The organism is Oceanobacillus alkalisoli (assembly GCF_022213125.1).
GTDB lineage: Bacteria > Bacillota > Bacilli > Bacillales > Amphibacillaceae > Oceanobacillus > Oceanobacillus alkalisoli.
In genome coordinates this window covers 58,754-77,907 of the sequence record NZ_JAKNRA010000007.1, presented here as the reverse complement: position 1 = coordinate 77,907, position 19,154 = coordinate 58,754, and the positions used below count along the sequence as shown (strand labels likewise).

General features: G+C 40.0%; 18 protein-coding genes. 6 read left to right on the top strand and 12 right to left on the bottom strand.

The annotated features are described in order from the left end of the window. Positions 1-40: 40 nt before the first annotated feature. The gene (locus L3V42_RS10490) at positions 41-736 is read right to left on the bottom strand and encodes a TasA family protein (RefSeq protein ID WP_235762551.1); all 696 of its coding nucleotides are present in this window, start codon (positions 734-736) and stop codon (positions 41-43) included. Between the two features lie 417 nt (positions 737-1,153). Here L3V42_RS10490 and srtD point away from each other — a divergent pair, with 417 nt between their 5' ends. From srtD to L3V42_RS10475, 3 genes are all read left to right on the top strand, one after another. Further along, entirely contained in the window at positions 1,154-1,759 is a 606-nt protein-coding gene (gene srtD / locus L3V42_RS10485; RefSeq protein WP_238471952.1) for a class D sortase, LPxTATN-specific, read from the top strand. Between the two features lie 216 nt (positions 1,760-1,975). Beyond that, positions 1,976-2,917 (top strand): LCP family glycopolymer transferase, encoded by a 942-nt coding sequence (locus L3V42_RS10480; RefSeq protein WP_238471951.1) that lies wholly within the window; start codon positions 1,976-1,978, stop codon positions 2,915-2,917. Positions 2,918-3,080: 163 nt separating this feature from the next. Beyond that, positions 3,081-5,129, top strand: a complete 2,049-nt coding sequence (locus tag L3V42_RS10475) for a penicillin-binding transpeptidase domain-containing protein (RefSeq protein WP_238471950.1) — start codon at positions 3,081-3,083, stop codon at positions 5,127-5,129. A 40-nt stretch (positions 5,130-5,169) separates the two neighbouring features. Here the strand turns inward: L3V42_RS10475 and L3V42_RS10470 are convergent, their stop codons facing one another. The 4 genes from L3V42_RS10470 to L3V42_RS10455 all read right to left on the bottom strand — a co-directional run bounded on the left by L3V42_RS10470 (position 5,170) and on the right by L3V42_RS10455 (position 8,956). Next, positions 5,170-5,637 carry an IDEAL domain-containing protein gene (locus L3V42_RS10470; protein WP_235762547.1) on the bottom strand — a complete coding sequence of 156 codons (468 nt, stop codon included), beginning with the start codon at positions 5,635-5,637 and terminating at the stop codon, positions 5,170-5,172. A gap of 203 nt (positions 5,638-5,840) precedes the next feature. Further along, the gene (locus tag L3V42_RS10465; RefSeq protein ID WP_235762545.1) at positions 5,841-7,358 is read right to left on the bottom strand and encodes an FAD-dependent oxidoreductase; all 1,518 of its coding nucleotides are present in this window, start codon (positions 7,356-7,358) and stop codon (positions 5,841-5,843) included. A gap of 55 nt (positions 7,359-7,413) precedes the next feature. Next, a complete protein-coding gene (locus L3V42_RS10460) occupies positions 7,414-8,361 on the bottom strand; it encodes a hypothetical protein (RefSeq protein WP_235762544.1) in 948 nt (315 codons plus the stop codon). Positions 8,362-8,428: 67 nt separating this feature from the next. Next, on the bottom strand, positions 8,429-8,956 hold the full coding sequence (locus L3V42_RS10455) for a folate family ECF transporter S component (RefSeq protein ID WP_238471949.1): 528 nt from the start codon (positions 8,954-8,956) through the stop codon (positions 8,429-8,431). A 301-nt stretch (positions 8,957-9,257) separates the two neighbouring features. On the opposite strand from L3V42_RS10455, the gene L3V42_RS10450 reads away from it, so the two are divergent. Together L3V42_RS10450 and L3V42_RS10445 are read left to right on the top strand one after the other, a co-directional pair. Next, positions 9,258-9,557, top strand: a complete 300-nt coding sequence (locus L3V42_RS10450) for a DUF2089 family protein (RefSeq protein ID WP_235762542.1) — start codon at positions 9,258-9,260, stop codon at positions 9,555-9,557. After that, complete coding sequence (locus L3V42_RS10445) at positions 9,557-9,847, top strand: hypothetical protein (RefSeq protein ID WP_235762541.1); 291 nt, start codon at positions 9,557-9,559, stop codon at positions 9,845-9,847. The genes L3V42_RS10450 and L3V42_RS10445 overlap by 1 nt, the downstream gene beginning before the upstream one ends. 745 nt (positions 9,848-10,592) lie before the next feature. On the opposite strand, the gene L3V42_RS10440 is transcribed toward L3V42_RS10445, so the two are convergent. The 6 genes from L3V42_RS10440 to L3V42_RS10415 form a co-directional block, all read right to left on the bottom strand. Continuing rightward, entirely contained in the window at positions 10,593-11,330 is a 738-nt protein-coding gene (locus L3V42_RS10440; protein WP_238471948.1) for a Cof-type HAD-IIB family hydrolase, read from the bottom strand. Further along, positions 11,330-12,511 (bottom strand): MDR family MFS transporter, encoded by a 1,182-nt coding sequence (locus tag L3V42_RS10435; RefSeq protein ID WP_310739802.1) that lies wholly within the window; start codon positions 12,509-12,511, stop codon positions 11,330-11,332. Before L3V42_RS10435 ends, L3V42_RS10440 begins: the two co-directional genes overlap by 1 nt. A 125-nt stretch (positions 12,512-12,636) precedes the next feature. Continuing rightward, complete coding sequence (locus tag L3V42_RS10430; RefSeq protein ID WP_238471947.1) at positions 12,637-12,795, bottom strand: hypothetical protein; 159 nt, start codon at positions 12,793-12,795, stop codon at positions 12,637-12,639. Positions 12,796-13,057: 262 nt separating this feature from the next. Further along, positions 13,058-13,516: a chemotaxis protein CheW gene (locus L3V42_RS10425; RefSeq protein ID WP_238471946.1), complete on the bottom strand. Its 459-nt coding sequence runs from the start codon at positions 13,514-13,516 to the stop codon at positions 13,058-13,060. 12 nt (positions 13,517-13,528) lie between these two features. Then, positions 13,529-15,535, bottom strand: a complete 2,007-nt coding sequence (locus L3V42_RS10420; protein WP_238471945.1) for a chemotaxis protein CheA — start codon at positions 15,533-15,535, stop codon at positions 13,529-13,531. Between the two features lie 50 nt (positions 15,536-15,585). Beyond that, positions 15,586-17,610 carry a methyl-accepting chemotaxis protein gene (locus L3V42_RS10415; protein WP_238471944.1) on the bottom strand — a complete coding sequence of 675 codons (2,025 nt, stop codon included), beginning with the start codon at positions 17,608-17,610 and terminating at the stop codon, positions 15,586-15,588. Between the two features lie 245 nt (positions 17,611-17,855). Here L3V42_RS10415 and L3V42_RS10410 point away from each other — a divergent pair, with 245 nt between their 5' ends. Continuing rightward, positions 17,856-18,323: a flavodoxin domain-containing protein gene (locus L3V42_RS10410; RefSeq protein ID WP_238471943.1), complete on the top strand. Its 468-nt coding sequence runs from the start codon at positions 17,856-17,858 to the stop codon at positions 18,321-18,323. 8 nt (positions 18,324-18,331) lie between these two features. Here the strand turns inward: L3V42_RS10410 and L3V42_RS10405 are convergent, their stop codons facing one another. Next, positions 18,332-19,150: a metallophosphoesterase gene (locus L3V42_RS10405; RefSeq protein ID WP_235762533.1), complete on the bottom strand. Its 819-nt coding sequence runs from the start codon at positions 19,148-19,150 to the stop codon at positions 18,332-18,334. Between the last annotated feature and the right edge of the window lie 4 nt (positions 19,151-19,154).

Here is a 19,154-nt window from a genome sequence, read left to right as displayed (position 1 = left end):
AGAGAAGAGGGTGGGGCCTCTTCTCTTCTTATATGAAAACTTATCTTTCTTCACCTTCTGTTTGGAATCCTTCAAATGTCCACTTTAAATCCAACTTAAGATTTTGAAGCTCATTTTGTGATTCTCCTGAGTCAACGAACTCAAACCTTACATCAAATGGAGCAGTTTCTCCCGGCTCTAAAGTTTTTATATTTTCGGTTGGAATGTCATTTTTCTCCCAATATCCTATCCAATCGAAAGGCCAAGGTAATAGGGGAATCCATTGTCTAATTGTTTCAATATCGATTTCTGTTAACAACTCTTCAATATCATCTTCAGTCATATTCACAAGCTGATTGACGGTAAGTTCGAAAATCACCTCATAAGGCTTATCGCCACCAGTATTTCTTAAAAACTGAACCATCATAGCATCACCATATGCCTCAGCTACACTTGCATCTACCGGCATATTATTTGATGCGTTTTTTACAGTATAATCTGTTTTTAAGGTCACACTCCCAATATCTAAGCTTCCGTCATTAAGTAGTCCAAATTCTTCTTGTATAGTATCCCCGGGTTTTAGATTGTCTAAATTCACAACAACTTCCGGAACAGATTCTAGTGAGAGTGTACCCGAAGCAAATGTATTCGTTTGCTCTGTAGTATCACTGAAATAAGCAAAAGTCCCCCCACCAATTAGCGCCATCCCTAACAATGCTGTTGCAATACCTGATGTTAATTTTTTCTTTAAGTTCATGTTTTGTTCCTCCTGTTTTTTGTTTTGTAGATTTCTACATCCCCTTATACTGTTTACCTTCCTTTATTGACTGTCCGCTTTTTTCCACATGACCCTCCTTTTGCTCTATGTAATGTCGTTCTTAATAATTATAATTTGTTCTTTTTAAAGAACACACAACTAGAGTATAATTTGTTTTCTCAAAATAAGAAAACCATAAAAACAGCCTTTCGTACTATATAAAGAACACTTTACTTGAAATACCTTCCATTTACTTTGTTTTAAATAGTTTTTTCTATTTCTGTCCTTCCCGCCTGAAACTTGATATATACTATAGTTGGAATTATTTTTCTAATAATGGATAGTCCGTACAAGGAGCTTTTAAATTTTGATTCATCACGCTATACTAAAGTTAACGCTTATAATGAGGTGGAACAGATGAAACTTCTCTCTTACTTGCTCATGATTGCGGGTATTGTTGTATTAGCTTTTAGTGGTTATCAGTGGTATGCAACTACGACAGCACAAAATGAAGCAACAGCAGAAGCCCAGGCAATGCTCAAAGAACGGGATACTGATACTGCCAACAAGGCAGAAGATTTTAATGCACAGGAGGTCGCAGAAGGGTATGATCCAGATATAGGTGAAACCGCTGGGATCCTGCATATTCCTGCGCTTGAAGCTGATTTACCGATTATTGAAGGAACTCATGAAGACGAGCTCGCTCGTGGTGTTGGTCATTACCGGGGAACGGCTTACCCTCTGCAAAATGAGCAAATTGTTCTTTCGGGGCACCGGGACACGGTCTTTCGTCGTATGGGCGAACTTGAAATAGGAGATCAGTTGGTTCTTAAGATGGATTACGGTGATTTCATTTATGAAATCAAAGAAACGAAAATCGTCGATGCAGATGACAGAACGATAATCGTTCCGCACGGTGAGGAAGTACTTACCCTTACTACGTGCTATCCCTTCAATTTTGTCGGCTATGCGCCAGACCGATATATCATGTACGCTTTCCCTGTAAAAGCTCAAGATGAATAAAGTCATCTCGGGCTTTTATTTTTCCTTGATAAGCGACATACTTCCACATATTTTACCAAATTCATGCAAGTTCTTATAGACGAAATGAACTAATTCGGCTATAATTTTATACAGTAAAAGTAACTGACAATTGCTTAAGGTCTATAGGGCCTGTTTTTTTAAAAAAACGCTTTCCCTGTCCATGGGGAACATTATACATAAGAGGAGAATTTACAAGTGGTAGCGAGAATGCAAAGAAGTAGTGGAAAAAAGAGACGTAAATGGCCATATTGGGTTGGTGGAATTTTATTACTGTTCATTATTACAATTGGAGGACTTGCTTTTTACGTATATAGTCAACTTGGCAGTACTGTAGATACAATGCACACTCCGCTTGCAAGAGATGAAGACCCGGAGCGGCAAAAGGTAATCAAAGAAATATTTGATGAAAAAGCTTCTGTAAATATGTTATTGCTTGGAGTCGACGAACGGCCCGGGGATCAAGGAAGATCTGATACGATGATTCTAATGTCTTTGAATCCGAGGACAGACTCGATGATTATGTTAAGCATTCCACGGGATACATATGTTAATATTCCGACGCGTGGAATGGATAAAATTAACCACGCCTACGCTTTCGGCGGAGTGGAATTAGCCGTCCAAACGGTTGAAGAGGCATTCGATATTCCGGTTCATGTGTATTCACGCGTAAATATGGAAGGATTTAAACAGGGAATTGATGCAATTGGCGGAGTAACCGTGAATAATACGCAAAACTTCTCCCAAGGTGGTTCTAATTTTGCTGAAGGGGCGATTCACTTAAATGGAGAACAAGCACTTGATTACATCCGGATGCGAAAACAAGATCCACGTGGTGATATGGGACGGAATGATAGACAACGGGCGGTTATTACTGCTGCAATGAACAAAGGTGCAAGTTTCTCCAATATTACGAAATTCGGTGAGATTCTTGATATCCTTGGCGGCAACGTTCAGACCGACTTGGATATGCAAAAGATCCAAACCCTTTTCACTGGATATCTTGGAACAAGACATAATATTGAAACGCTTGAGATTGAAGGTTCTGGTTCAACTATTAATGGTATTTGGTACTATGTGGTGCCAGACTCAGAATTCAACAGAATTAATTCTGAAATTAGAAGTCATATGGAAGGTTAAAGAAAAACGCCAAGGGAGTTATTGTCCCTCGGCGTTTTTCTCTAATCACATTCATTTTACCCAGTTATAATTGAAACATTTTTCACAGATTTTTTCCTATAAACAATACTTACATGATGATATACTAGGTATATATGACGAATCAGGGGGCGGAATAAATAAAATGAAACGTGCTTTTCTATTGATATTTGTTGCTTTAGCATTAGTAGCATGCTCCAAGGAAGAACAAGTTTCACCAAATGAACGATTTTCCACTTTTACTTCTCATTGGAGTGAGCAGGAATTTGAAGAGGTCTATGATATGTTCAGCAAGGAGACAAAATCGAACATAACACCCGAACAATCAGTCGAACGATACGCAAAAATCTATGAAGATTTAGATGTGGAAAATATCGAGATTACCTTTGATGAACTTTCTGAGGAAGAAGTAAAAGCATTAGCTGAGGAAGAGAATCCGAGCGTCACCCTTCCCTTCTCTGTTGAGCTGGAATCCTTTGCCGGACCAATTGTTTTTAATTATGAAGCAACACTTGTTCAAGAACCAGTCAGTGAGGAAGATGATGCCGAATTAAGCTGGTTTGTTAATTGGGATGCTGGTTTTATTCATCCGGAACTTCAGAATGGCGGAGAAATCGGCATTCAACCTGTACAGCCAGTGCGTGGTGAGATTCTCGACCGGAATCAGATGCCGCTAGCAATAAATGATTATGTTTACCAAATCGGCATTAAGCCTGGAGAGTTAGAGAACAAGGAACAATCAATCGCGGAAATGGCCGGCATTTTAAATATGAATGAAGAAAAAATTAATGAAGCACTGGATGCTGATTGGGTGGAGGATCATCTATTTGTTCCGATTACGACAATCCTCCCGACGGACAAAGATATCTATGATCAATTAATGGCAATATCCGGTGTGCAAAAAAAGGATATGACAGGCCGCATCTATCCGGGCGGTGAGGCAACTGCTCATTTAGTCGGTTATATCGGTGACATTACAGCAGAATTCCTGGAAAGTACAGACAGCGATGAATACGGGCCGAATGACAAAGTTGGCCGGCGTGGTTTGGAACAACTATATGAAGAGCAACTGAAAGGTAAACGAGGAGTCACCGTGTTCATCCGTAAAGAAGACGGCAGTGAAGTTACCATTGCAGAAAAGCCGGTTGAAAATGGCAAAACGATCCAACTTACAATTGATATAAATACTCAAGAGAAAATTTTTAACGTTTATAAAGAAGATGCCGGTACTGCTGCAGCAATTGACCCACAAACAGGAGAGACGCTTGCACTTGTGAGTGCCCCATCATTTGATCCGAATGAAATTCTTTATGGCACCAATAACGTATGGGACGATTTAGAGAAGGATCCGAAACAACCTCTCGTCAATCGGTTCGCAGCAAGTTTTGCACCTGGGTCCGTCATCAAGCCTGTCACAGCAGCTGCTGGTATCCATGCAGGTACACTTGATCCAGAGGAAACATTTGAGATTGATGGATTACAATGGAGTAAGGGTGAAGAATGGGGCGACTACAAAGTGACACGAGTTTCTTTATCGAATGGTCCCGTCGATTTAAAAGACGCCCTCCTCCGCTCCGACAATATTTACTTCGCCATGCAAGCAGTAGACATGGGCAGTGATGCGTTTATTGAGGAATTTAAACGGTTCGGATTTGAAGAAGAATTCCCTTACGAATATCCAATCGCAACGTCAACGATTTCAAACAACGGTGGGTTAGCTGATGAGGTCTTGCTCGCGAACTCTAGTTACGGTCAAGGAGAACTTGAAATGACTGCACTACATTTAGCCACTTCGTATACGACATTTTTAAACGAGGGAAATATGTTGCAGCCTACCCTGCTTCTTGATGAAGAAACAGGACAAATCTGGAAAGAAGGTCTCGTTGCAAAAGAAGAAGCCCAACGAATAGATGACATTCTTCGGGCTGTTGTTACAGATGGTACAGCACAGCAAGCGGAAGATGCGAATGTCCCGCTCGCTGGTAAAACAGGAACAGTAGAATTAAAATTGACTGCCGAAACAGGCGGATCCATTAATAGTTGGTTTGTCGGTTATCCGCATGAATCGCGGGATATTTTAATTGCAATGATGATGGAAAAAACGGAAGATAAACCGAATGGCTATACAGTCGGACAATTCGTTGACGTGATGAATCAAATTTATCCAGGCGAACAAGAAAGTCAGGATGATTAAAAAGCTGGCAGAGAAATTTCTCTGCCAGCTTTTTCTTTTTTCATTGCTGCTCCTGCTCCATATCCACTAAGATTGTTGCCAATGCTTTAAATGTATCTTCATCTCGTTCGTCTAGTGCTTTATCGATAAGTCGTAATACGTTTTGGCGTTCCAGTTCGGTAATAACCGCTGTATAATCTTCGCGCGTTTCTGTTTCTACCTGTTTTTGGGCACTGAAGTAATATGGTCTTGCAATATCATGAATCTGTTCCAAAAACTCAGGTAAGGTAATGAGCTTCACCATTGGGACATTAACAATTTCTTTGCCATTCTGAAAAGCAAAGACCGCATCGATGTTCTCAATTTTCTCCGTGCGGCGGTTAACGCGAATTTCATTGGATTCTACAGGAATGAACTGATAGACTTTGTTTTTAATAATGACGGAAAAATATTGATACGCTAAAATGATTCGGACAAAGTTCTTTTCATTCTTAATGTAGTAAGGTTTCAACATTTTCAACGTTACCATAACTTCACCACCCTTTTTTAATGTCCTATCCTAATTTTCAGTTAATTAATTGTAACCGATTTCAACAAAAAACACAAGGGTGATTTACTAAAATAATCAAAATACTCCTTTTGTTTGAACTTCTTATGACTGAAGTCGGGGGTATTCTTGGTTTATTCATAAAAAAATAAAGTACAGACCCGCTCTCCATTCGGGTCTATACTTTATTTTTTTAATGGCTTTTCTGCAGGTCCTTCGATTACTTCACCCGTATAATCGAATCGTGAACCATGACAAGGACAGTCCCATGTCCGCTCTCCGTCATTCCAATTCACCTCACACCCAGCATGCGTGCAAGTCGTGTCAACGATATGAAGCTGTCCTTGTTCATCTTTATAAGCACCTTTTCTTTGACCATTCAGCGTAACGATTGCACCTTCATCGTTTGCCAGGGATTCCGGAGATCGGTCCGGTCTTTCAAGTTTTCCTTTTACAAGGCTCGTAACGACCTTTTTATTAACCTCGACAAGTGAAGGAATGCTTGCTTTCGCATGGAAACGAGACGGGGTGTACAGCTCTTCGTATTTATTTTTCTGCCTAAGTACTCGGTCATAAAAAAGCTTAGCTGCAACAACACTATTTGTCATCCCCCATTTCCTGAATCCAGTCGCAACCGTTACATATGGATGATTCGGAGTCAATTCTCCAATATAAGGCACTTTATCCAAGGTAATTAAATCCTGTGCCGACCAATGGTATGGAATATCTTCTATTTCAAATAATTCATCACCAAAAGCCCGCAGCGACTCATACAACTTGTGTGTTTCCGTTTCCTTACCTGTCTTGTGGGTCATTCCGCCGATGAGAACCATTTCTTCTCCATCAATCGTTACACTTCGGAGCGAATGTACGGGGGGATCTGCTTGAAGGTACATTCCCCCTGGATAAGTCTTTTTCATTTTAGCAGCGATGATATAAGAACGTTCCACATCCATGCGGGCTGCATATAGACCGAACCCTTCATGAAATGGAAAGTGGCTCGCAACAAGTATATGTTTACTTAAAACTTGCGCCCCATTCCTCATGACAACTTTTTGATTATCACCTTTTTCAACTTTCACTGCTGTCGTCTGTTCGTAAATCTTTACATCCTTTTTCTTCAGTTCTTGAACGATATACTGTAAAAATTTCACAGGATGAAATTGTGCTTGCTCCTTCATAATCAATGCATTCTTAATAGGTATATCAAGTGGAATATCCGTTGTAAGTGTACCGGGAATACCGAGCCGTTCATAGGCTTTCGCTTCCCGTTCGATTTTCGCCTCATATTCCTTTGTCGTTGCATAAAGGATTGCATCTTGTTCTTTATAATCACAGGAGATATCCAACTGATTGATCATCTGTTTCAGATATTGTTTCGCTGCTTCATTTGATTCATAATATAATTTAGCTTTTTCTGCTCCCACATTGGATATCAATTCATCATAAATTAGTCCATGCTGTGTTGTAATCTTCGCCGTCGTATGTCCTGTTGTACCGCTCATCAATCGTCCTGCATCCACTATAGCGATGCGTAGTCCTTCGTTTGCTAAAAGATAAGCTGCTGTGAGTCCGGTAATTCCTGCGCCGACAATCGTAACATCTGCTTTAATATCCTCTTCCAGTGGTGGGAATTCAGAGAGTGTGTCATTGCTTGTTAACCAATAAGATTCTGGAAATTGTGGAATAGTATGGCCCGTCATATACTTTGTCCTCCAACCTGTCTGTTTTGCTTAGTTTACCCACTGGCTGGAGATTTTAATCGAGTTTCATTTGAAGGTTGTCGACACTTTCATTTATTTCGGTTTGATTGAACGGTTTCTTCGCATCTTGTGCAATGATTTCTGCACCTTCCCTTTGTAGAGCGGCTAATCCTTTTTTCATATAGCTTTTATATTGCTTTGTCAGATTGCTAATTTCGTCCGCATACTTTTCATCTGTACCGGGTGTAACGGTTTCTTTGTATAAATCAATCACTTTTTCTTTTGTTTCATCTTCTGGTTCAAAAGCGTGTGGGTCTGTACTATCAAATAAGCAAATATTCAGTTCCGGTATTAAAACCATATCGATACTGTTAGGATCGAAACTGCAATAATAAATCTCAAGGTCTAAACCTCGCGCCTCGCATGCCTTTACGATTCTTTTCATGAAAGTCGATTTCCCTGTGCCCGCTCGGCCTTTGATATGATAAACCCTATCCAAATGAGCAGTCAGATTGGGTACTTCATTTACAACACCGTCCATTGTATTCGTACCGAAAAGTCTCCGAAAAATCTGAGGGTTGCGAGATCCTTTTACGTTCTCCGGAAGCAGTTCCTCGATATACCTCTTTGCTAAATCATCCGCCTTTTCGAAGTCCATTTCCTGGATAAATACGAGTTCAAGGTCATCGTGGATATGCAGACCTTTTTTAAATAAATCATATGCCTGGTTCGAAAACGGGCAATCCCTGTTACCAAGAATGGCTATCTTCTTCTCCCTGAAAATGACCCCTTCAAGAAATTCTTCACTAATCGGGCTTTTTAAGACTTCAACTTGTGTCTGCTCTTTATTTTGCTCGATCAATTGTTTGATGATAGCCGTATTTGTCTTATAAGAAGCATTACCGAGTTGAATCACTTCTTCTATGCCATGTAAATTAGACTCTAAGCTATCTACATAGCCTTCCGCTGTATTTCCAGAAACATAATATTCTTTAAGCTTCATCAGAATCATCCTCTTCTAGCCTGATATGTTTAGTTTATGCGCATTAAAATCCCAGGTGAGCAAATCGTTATAATTTCAAGTCTACCCTACTGAGGTTTTTTAATAAGGCGTACAGTAAACCAACTTCAACTGGATAAAGAACAATCGCTTTAACAATCCGTGGCCCGGCAAATAATGGACTGCCAAACATAATATTCAACCAAATCGGTGTCAAGATCAGCGAAATGATAATCGTAACAACCAAATTAGCTGTCGCAATTCTTCCGAGGGTAATTGTTTTCCTATAAAAGAACCAACCGAATAATAGCCCGATCAATAATGCATTAAAAGTAAACCCGGGGAAAAAGAATCCGGCAGGTCGTAAAACAAAACCGATCGTATCAGCAACAACAGAAGCTATTCCCGCATTCACTGGTCCATAGAGAAAGCCAAGCACTGCAATTGGTAAAAATGCGAATCCTATTTCCAGCAAAGGACCGAATGCTAAAGTGAATTGATTCAACACTAAATTGATTGCAACTAGTGCAGCTGTAATTGTTAGCATTTTAGTCGGACTTTTTGTTCGTCCGTTCACTACTTCTTTTTGCTTCTGCATGTTTACGCACTTCCTGACGTCAAAATAATTCGTTCATCTGTCCTCGTATCATATCCTATTTTTAATCATTCGCCAACCGCTTAGCTTCTATCTTTATCGATTCAGACCCGTTTAAAGTGAAACTTCAATCAGTGGCGGTTAACCTCCGTTATCTCCCACCTAAACTTTCTCGAAGACCCTAAAGTCGGGATAAATGATTTCACATCATTCCTTTGAATAATTATTAATAAAATTAAAAATCACTTTAACTTTATTAAGTTTTATGTTAAGGTATATTTAAATAATAAAAAGAGGTGAAAGGATGGAATTGAATAAAATACCCGCTTGGATATTAGCTTTAGAAGCGGAAGACATTGAATTTATCAAGAACTTTGTCGTGCACTCCGGTTCATTAAAAGAAATCTCCAAGCTCTATGATGTCTCATACCCTACCGTTAGAATCCGGCTCGACCGATTAATTGAAAAAATTAAGGTCAATGAGAAAGTAGAAAATGAAGGATTTATCCAATTTATTAAACAGCTGTCCATTGATGACAGAATCAACTTAGAAGAGGCGAAATTAATTATCGATAAGTATAAACAGGAAAGGACTAATGCGTAATGTTTGGTTACGGTATTTATGATGTATTGATCATTGCGGCTTTTCTCGGGGTACAGTACTTCTTTTCCACGAGGAATAATCCATTCTGGGGTGCGATTGTACCTATTCTTTTTGCTACGTGGATGACCATTTCATTCATAAATGGCAATATAGAAAGCTTCTGGTTCTACCTCATCATCCTAATCATCGGACTGCTCTTTTTATTCGAGCAATGGAGCGAAGGAAGGAAATCGTTAAAGAAAAAACAAGAAAAAGAATTAGAGAAAATGCAAGCACATGATTTGAATTAATATTATTGATTTCTATTTGTAAAGCCAGCTTTCACAACCTAAAACAGCCGGATAATTCATCCCAATCTTTTAAAAGCTATGAATTGCTTTCACTCAGCGTAAGTGTTTTGCACGTTCTCATGGTTCGCTCTCTAGTCGCCGTTCAGTTGCCCGGTGGACGGATGCGCATCCTTAGGCACTGCCGGAGCTCCTCGGGCTGAGCACTAAGGGGTCTCCAGACTCGTACTATTCCCGCAGGAGTCACCGTCCACCGGGCAACTGAACTGGTAGAGATGATTATTATGAATAGCATTTATTCCAGTGCCATTTCACAATAAAATTAGATCATTGGAATAATAAACAGTGATCTAAATTTGACCTTTCCTGGTAGCAGTCCAGACACCTCGAGACTCCTGCGGGAGGCCGGCTAAGAACGGTCACGTCCTGTGACCAACGCCGGCATTAGAACTTCCTGTTCGGAGGTAAGCCTGGCGAGACCCCGCAGTGCGATAACGCGAGGAGGCTTGCCGGCCGCTCAGCAGGTGCGAGAGGTGTCTGGACTGCAGACCTCCAGTAGTAAGTTTCGGACACTTACGCTGTATGAAAGTGATTAGCATGTTGTTGAAATGATCATGTATAGCAGATTATTGGTGATGAGTACTTGATAAAATTGTTCCATTTTTGATTTTCGAGTGCAATAGTAGAGCAAATAAAAATAAGGCGATTCTTCATGTTTTAAGAATCGCCTCTTACTATGCCGGCCGGTTTATACATTCAAAACAAATTTTTCAATCGCCACCCCAACACCTGATTCATTATTCGTCACTGTCGTGTGATCTGCCACTTTTTTAATCGCTTCCTGGGCATTCCCCATTGCGACTCCTACTCCTGCTTCCTGAATCATTTTAATATCATTCAAACTATCTCCGCAGGCTAGAACATTATCCATCGTTATGCCGATTCGCTCACATAAGAAATGCAGCGCATCTGCTTTCGAAACACCTTTCGCATTCACTTCGATGTTTGTAGGAAGTGAGTTCGATAGCTCGAGCTCTTCGTACTTAGAAAATTCTTTGATAAGAATATCTAGCTTCCTTTGATCCGTCGTATGACAGCCGAATTTCAGCCATTCGTATTCGTTAAAATCTTTCGGGAAATCTCCGTTAAAAGCCCCCTCCGTAGAAATCATCCACATACCTGCCCCTACTTGTGTGGCAATATTATAAAGCTTTTCCATCATTTCCGTTTCTAATTTTCTTCTTCTAAGCAATTCCTTCTCCATTGTCCAAATTTCCGCTCCATTGGCGGAAATGAGGTATGTTGGCAGCTCCAGGTCCACTGCATAAGGGTAACACGTATTAAATCCGCGACCGGTGCTTAATACAACATGAACATCTTTTGCAAGTGCTTGCTCAATTGCTTTTCGGTTCCTTTCCGGCACTTCTTGATTATCATTCAATAAGGTACCATCCATATCTAATGCAATTAATTTAATATCTTTCATTATAATCCTCCTTGTTCGGCTTTTATTTTTTTGTCATACAGGAAGGTGGTTATATAAGGTATTAACAGTAACCCTACTAAACAGAAGAATAAAATTTCAATATGATAGTAATCGACAATGAAACCGCCGACTAATGGACCTGTCATTCTTCCCACCGTTGCAATACTATTAACTAATCCCTGATAAAACCCTTCTCTCCCTTTTGGTGCTAGCTTGTTGGCTAATGTTGGGAAGGCCGGCCACATGAGAACCTCACCGATTGTCAAAATAATCATCGCCACAGCAAACATCGTAAACTGCTGGGCATTCATAACAACTAGAAAAGAGACAATCATAATGGTCGTTCCTATATAGATGTGGTGCTTCTCATTTGTAAAACGATTCGTAAACCATTGTACCAAAGGTTGAGCGAAAACGATAAGGAAACCATTGATTGCCCATATTGTACTATATTGTTCAACCGGTATACCAATGTCTTGTGTATAAGAAGCAATTGTTGTCATCCATTGGGAATAACTAATATGTATGAATAGAAATCCAGCACAAAGAATCAATAAAGCTATGAATGTTGTACTGTTTTTAACTTTTCCTCGTTGCTCAATTATCGACGTATGCATCTGTCTGTTTTTCGCTTCGTCCAACTGTTTAAATGCAAACAATACGAGCAGAAAAAAGAGAGCAATGAAAAGGGCATTTGCTATGAATATATAATCGAATGAAAAGCTTGCAACATAACCACTCAGCGTAGCTCCTAGCGCGACCCCGAGATTTTGGGCTACATAAACCGCATTAAATGCCTTTCTGCCACCATCTGGCCAAAGTGAACCCGCCATTGCAAACATAATTGGCCAAGTAATTCCATTTCCAAATCCAATGACGACAAGTAAGATGGCATAGGGAACAATCGAATGATTGAAAGCCATCGTGATTGCCGCAATAAGAGCAATGCCTGTTGCACAAAGGATAGAGTAATAAGCGCTGAAACGGTCATACAACGCTCCACCAATCAAATTCCCTATAACAGCTGCACCCTGATTCAACATTAAAATAAACCCGGCAAAAGCTAATGATTGCCCGAGCTCATTATGCATATAAATCGTATTCATCGGCCATAAAAAAGATCCGCCTGTAACGTTAATCGTTGTTGCTATCACTAATAACCAAATCACTTTAGGCATCATTGCATCGCACCTTCTACATTTTTTTCAACGCCTTAAATTCCCTATCTCATTGTAAATTACAAATGAACATCCGGCAATTGGGACAAATGCTCTGATTCCCTGTAGTTGGGAACGAACCAACTCAACTACATATGGTGATGGTGAAGCATTAAATACGTATTATGAAATTCATTAGTTGCAAGTTTTTGTGCTTCAAACGAGCCGATGTTCTTGGCAAATTTCGCTTGCATGGGTGCGACAAAGGCATGAAGTTGATATTCTGAATATCCGTAGCTTTGTTCCATCGCATGGACTTCATCGATCAGTCGTTTATATTTACATGATTTCTTTTTCCCCCGCTGTCCGTCCCTTTGCCTTCTTCGCTTTAGCGGAGTGGTAAAAAGAACGAGAAACTAAAAAGTTCGGCTTACGACACCCCACAAGGGAGTGCCCCACTCCGAACTCCCTATCATCCTCCCCTTAAAGGAGTGAGCTTTCTCGTTCGTAAGTTCTGTAAACATGAAAGCCCGGATGAATTTTTTCATCCGGGCTTTTCTCTTATCATCGCTATTGTAATACTTCTCTTAATCCCTCTGTTTCTTCCAAATTAAGTGTTTTTGCGATGTTTAACAGGAGAATCAATTCTCCATTGACTTTTGCAACACCTTTCAGATAGGCAGCATGGACTCCAGAAATGATTGGGGGAGCTTCTTCTATGTTACTCGGTTCAATATCAATCACTTCTGTCACCGAATCTACAATTAGGCCAATTTGCATCCCTTCCAATGTAACGACAAGAATCCGGGTGTCATCCGTATTCGCTGTCGCCGTTATATTTAATCCTGTCCGCAAGTCAATAATGGCAGTTGTTTGATGACGGATTTCCGTAACACCTTGAATAAATTCCTCTGTTCGCGGAACCTCCGTAATCGCCTGCATCCGTTCAATCGATATAACATGCTCTATTCCAACAGCAAAGGTTTGAACATGTAGTGTAAATAGTATATATTTACGAGATTTTTCCATTCCAATACCACCTTACTTTATTAATGCATTTGGATCGATTATTAAAGCTACTTGTCCATCACCTAAAATCGTCGCTCCAGAGATTGCAAATACATCACCTAAATAATCACCGAGAGATTTTAAGACGAGTTCTTGCTGACCGATTAGATGATCAACGACAAGCCCAGTAAGTTTGTCACCCTTTTTCATGACTACAACAGCATGCTCTTTCTCCTCTTCTCCATGACCCGGAATCGCCAATACTTCCCGCAAATCAAGTAAAGGGATAATTTGTCCACGGAAATCTATAACTTTTTGACCATGACTTGTCATGATTTGTTCTTTCTGAAGCAATACCGTTTCAATTATTGAAGAAAGTGGTATCGCATAGGTCTCTGCCTGAGATTTTACGAGCAAAGTAGAAATGATGGAAAGCGTTAATGGCAATTGGATGGAAAAAATACTCCCCTCTCCTTGTGTCGATTCAATGGAAATCGAACCACCGAGGGATTCAATTTTATTTTTTACGACATCAAGCCCAACACCGCGTCCGGATACACTCGAAACTTTTTCAGCCGTACTGAAGCCGGATGCGAGAATCAATTGTGATACTTCTTGCTCAGATAATTGTTCTGCTTCGGCATTCGTTACTAATCCGTTATCGATTGCTTTTTGCTTTACCTTTTCCGTATCAATTCCTGCACCATCATCTTCAATTTCAATGAAAACATGGTTTCCACTATGGAATGCGCGCAGCACGACATTTCCCTCTTCAGGCTTTCCGGAATTTTTTCGTTCTTCCGGTCGTTCAATTCCATGGTCTACCGAGTTTCGGATTAAATGAACGAGCGGATCACCGATTTCATCAATTACCGTCCGGTCGAGTTCCGTATCTGCTCCAATAATTTCCAAGTTAATTTGCTTATTCAAATCCCGGGCAAGACCGCGAACCATTCGCGGGAACCGGTTGAACACCTGCTCAATTGGCACCATACGCATTGCGAGAATTAAACTTTGCATATCGGATGACACTCGGTTCATATGCTCTACCGTTTCTGTTAATTCCAGGTTATTAATCCCGGTTGCAACTACATTCAATCTGCTCTGATCAATAACGACTTCTTCAAAAAGATTAAGCAAGTCATCAATCCGGTCTAAATTGACACGAATTGTTTTAGCAGGCTGATGACTGGGGGCAGCTGCATCTGGCTGATCAACAGGATGGACTTTTTCCGGTTCTTCTTCTATTTCAATTTCATCCTCTTCTATCGCCTCATTCTCGGAATGGAAACTCACTTGATTGATTTGAACATTATGAACCTCAGATACTTTTGAAATCAAAGACTCTAACTCTCCTGGACTTTCTTTGGAAAGGAAAATCATTTCAAAAGAATGATCAAAATTACCTTCTTCGATATCTTCTGTCGCAGGATTTGTTTTAATAACTTCCCCTTTGTCTTCCAATGCTTCAAAAACCATATAAGCCCTGGCACCTTTCAGAATCGACTCTTCCGAAAGCTCGACGATGATCTGATAAGCGGCAAATCCTTGTTCTTCGCCCTGTTCAAGAATTGTCATCTGAAACTCATCAAGATCAACGGGAACAGCTGTTATTTCTGCAGTAGGTTCCATCATGCTCGGTTCGACTGCAGCAGCTGCTTCGCCTTTTTCAAAGCGATCAAGGCGGGCCACTAATTCAGTGACATCCTTTTTCCCGTCAAGACCATTGCTGATTGCTTCGACCATTTCTTCTAAGTATTCAATTGCTATAAAAATAATATCAATTACTTCCGTCGTAACTTGTAATTGCTTATTACGAATTAAATCCAGGACATTCTCCATCTTATGTGTTAGAGAAGCAATATCTTCATAACCCATCGTTGCGGCCATCCCTTTTAATGTATGAGCTGAACGGAAAATTTCGTTCACCAAGCCATCATTCTGTGGTTCCTTTTCTAATCGTAAAGTATGGTCATTAATCGCTTGAAGATGTTCCCTGCTTTCATCCAGAAAGACATCCAAATATTGATTGGTTTCCATCATGTACATCCTTTCCAAAACTCCGTTTCATCACACTTAAGCGGGCCAGTTTAATTAATTTTAAATCGGTTAATCTCTTCGTTCATTGTGCTTGCGATTGCTTCTAAGTCTGTAGCTAAATCAGTCAACATTTCCATCGAAGCAGTTTGTTCTTCAATTGACGCAGAGATTTCTTCAGTACCCGCAGCCGTTTCCTCACTGATTGACGCATAATTTTCCGTGTTCTGAATGAGTTCTTTTTCCATTTCTACAATCGAATTCGTAAGCTTCATAATCTGTTCTGCCATTTGGCTGTTCTCATTCACTGAACCAGAAATAGCAAGGAAAGCTTGTCCAGTTTCACCGACACTCTCCGTTTGCTGTTCAAATAAACGCATTGTTTGTTCTACGATTCCAACTGATTGCTTTGTTTCTTCCTGCATCTCAGCAATAATTGCTCCAACATCTTTCAAGGCGTCTGTCGTCTGTTCTGCAAGCTTACCAACTTCATTTGCAACAACGGCAAAGCCATGACCATGTTCCCCGGCACGTGCTGCCTCGATGGACGCATTTAGGGCAAGCAGGTTTGTTTGGCTTGCAATGTTTGCAATCTTGTCAACGATGGTATTAATATTTGCCGATTTCTCATTTAATTGTTCAATCGCGGTCACAACCTGCTGCGCCACTTCTGACGTTTCAGCAGATCGGGTTGCAAGCGCCTGGATTGATTTTACCCCAGTACTGGAAAACCGCCCCATGTCCTCAGCTTTAGCAAAGATTTGTTCATTCTTTTCTTTAATTTCCTGAATCATTTCTGATAAAGATTGGAACGCTTTTGTGTTCTGTTCATTTAAGTCGGCTTGATTACTTGCACCAGCAGCAATCTCTTCCATCGTCCGGGCAACTTCACTTGCAGAGGCCGTATTTTCTTCTGAACTTGCGACAAGATTTTCGGCAGCATCCGATACTTTGTATGAACTATGGGATATCTGATCGATTACATTGCGCATTTCATTCACCATAAAGCTGAAACTCTTGCTTAATGCACCAATTTCATCCTTCCGGGGAATAACCTTCGTCGCTGTTAAATCTCCCTCTTCCACTCGCTTCATTGATTGTTGCAATTCCTGAATCGGATTAATCAAACGATTGGAAATGATTGCTGCAGCAATTATCGCTAGAACTAACACGATAAGCAGCGTAATAAAGATCGGTAACATAACAGCACTTGCTTTATCTGCAAATTCATTCTCATCGAGAAATCCTGCAATAATCCACCCGGTTGTCGAATTTTTAATAAAACCGATGGTTAAGGATTCTCCGTTTACATTCGTCTCAATCATACCTTGCTCACCTGCAGCAAGTATCTCCTGATAGAAATTTTCCTCTGCTACATTTTCTCCAATCCGTGTTTCATCGGGATTCGTAACGAAATTTCCAGCCTCGTCCAAAACAACTGCATACCCGTTATCTCCAATTTGAATATCATTAATTAAATTCAACAAGGCATTTGTATGAACATCAATCCCCGCCACGCCAACGAGTTGATTATATTCGTAAAAAGCTTTTGCAGCTGTAATGACGATATCCCCTGAAAGAGCATCTTCGTACGGCTCGGTCCAAACAATTCCTCCATCCTGTTCTACTGCTTCCGTATACCAATTCCGTTCTTTCGGGTTAACATCCTCTATCGCATTATCATGAGGATAAATAATGATTTCTTCACTATCATCGTAACCTGCAAATGTAGCCTTTAAATCATCACTCGCCAAACTCGATTCTTGCAAATAGGAAAATAGTTCACTGAAATTATCCCCGCTAAATCTACGTAATGTTGAATTCGATGCCATTCGAGTCAAAGCATTTTCCATATAGCCAAAATACATATCAAATGTGTGATTCACACTAATCATTTGCTGTTCCACATTTTTAGATAGTTCATCTGTAGTCGTCCGTACACTGAAATTATAACTAACAAAGGCGACAATTCCCACCGCAAGAACAATTAATATAGCGAAGGGAACCGTTAATTGCATGCGGAGACCTGCTGTAAATTTTTGCCGTTTATTTTTCTTTTGTGCTTCTTTCTTCTTCAATCACTTCACTTCTCTCTATATGTGTTGGTTATTATGTTATGTATTTCTGTAAGTCTACCTATCTTATATCGGCAGCTTCATCCATTTCTTAAAGGTTCTTGACAAATTAATGTGATTAAAAAGACCTAAACCCTTTTTTCCTTCCATTTTGTAGAACAGATAATAATATTTTTCTAGAATGTCCTTTTATTGAAACGGATTCGATTTATACGTTAAAATAAACAATGGAAGATGGAGGGATTATAATGGCAAATATATTACTACTTTATATTTCTACAACAGGGAATACAGAAATGATGGCAGAGGCAATTGCCGGCTATCTTGAATATAAAGAGCATGACGTAGAAATCAGGACCTTCGACTTCGACCCAATTGATGTTGATGAATTATCCGACTACGATGCTGTATTTATCGGGACCCACTCATCCGATGACGGGGAAGTTCCGTTTGAAGCAGAAGATTTTTATGATGAATTGGATGATGCAGATTTAGGAACGACGACATTCGCTGTGTTTGGATCTGGTGATACTGCTTATGATGAATTTTGTTTATCTGTCGACTTAATGGGAGATAAGCTAAAGTTTCTTGGAGCAAAGCTTGCACCAGTTCGTTTTAAAGTTGACTTAACACCATCCAACGAAGATATCGAGCAACTCGAACAATTTGCAGAAGCCGCTATTCAAATCGCTGCAAATGAAAACAAGGACAGTTAGGTGTTTGCCTAATTGTCCCCATTAATTTCAATAAGACTAATCTGACTTTGATTCAGAAAGCGAACAGGTATCATACTCGTACCTAACCCACTATCTACGTAGATATACCTATTCCGCTTCCATTCACACGTCCCTTTATCAAGTTCTGGAAACACTCCACCTCCCGGAGATATGACAGCGCCAATGAACGGCAAGCGCACCTGACCGCCATGCGTATGACCACTTAATACGAGATCCGCCGGAAGATTCGGATACGTCTTAATCACATAGGGAGAATGGGATAAAAGAATCGTATACCCGGTTTCACTTATCTGTTGAAATGCCTCCTCCACATTTTCATGATGCGTGGAACTATCATGGACGCCAACAAGAGTGAGCGGAATACCTGCAACTTGAATCCGGGTACTTTCATTTCCTAGAATCGTTATATTCCGTTTCCTTAATTGTTTCATGAATTTTTTTCTCTTTCTATTTCCCCATTCATGATTTCCTGTAACAAAGTAAATCGGAATGTGCATATTGATCAGCTGATCGAGAAAATTAAATATCTGTTTGAAGTTCCTTGTCCGCCGGTCGATCAGATCTCCTGTGATCACGATAATGTCCGGTGATGATCTATTTATTTTATGAAGTAAACGTTGATGAATATTCCAAGCCCTTTTATTATGCATATCACTCAGTTGAATAATCCGTAAAGATTGACTAGGCCTGAGCTTGTTTGTTTTAAATTCTATTCTGTTTATTTTTACATGATTCGTATCTTTCCATGTTTTTAATGTTAGCCACATCGCAAAGATTGTAAAAAATCTCCATACATATTTGAGCAAAATG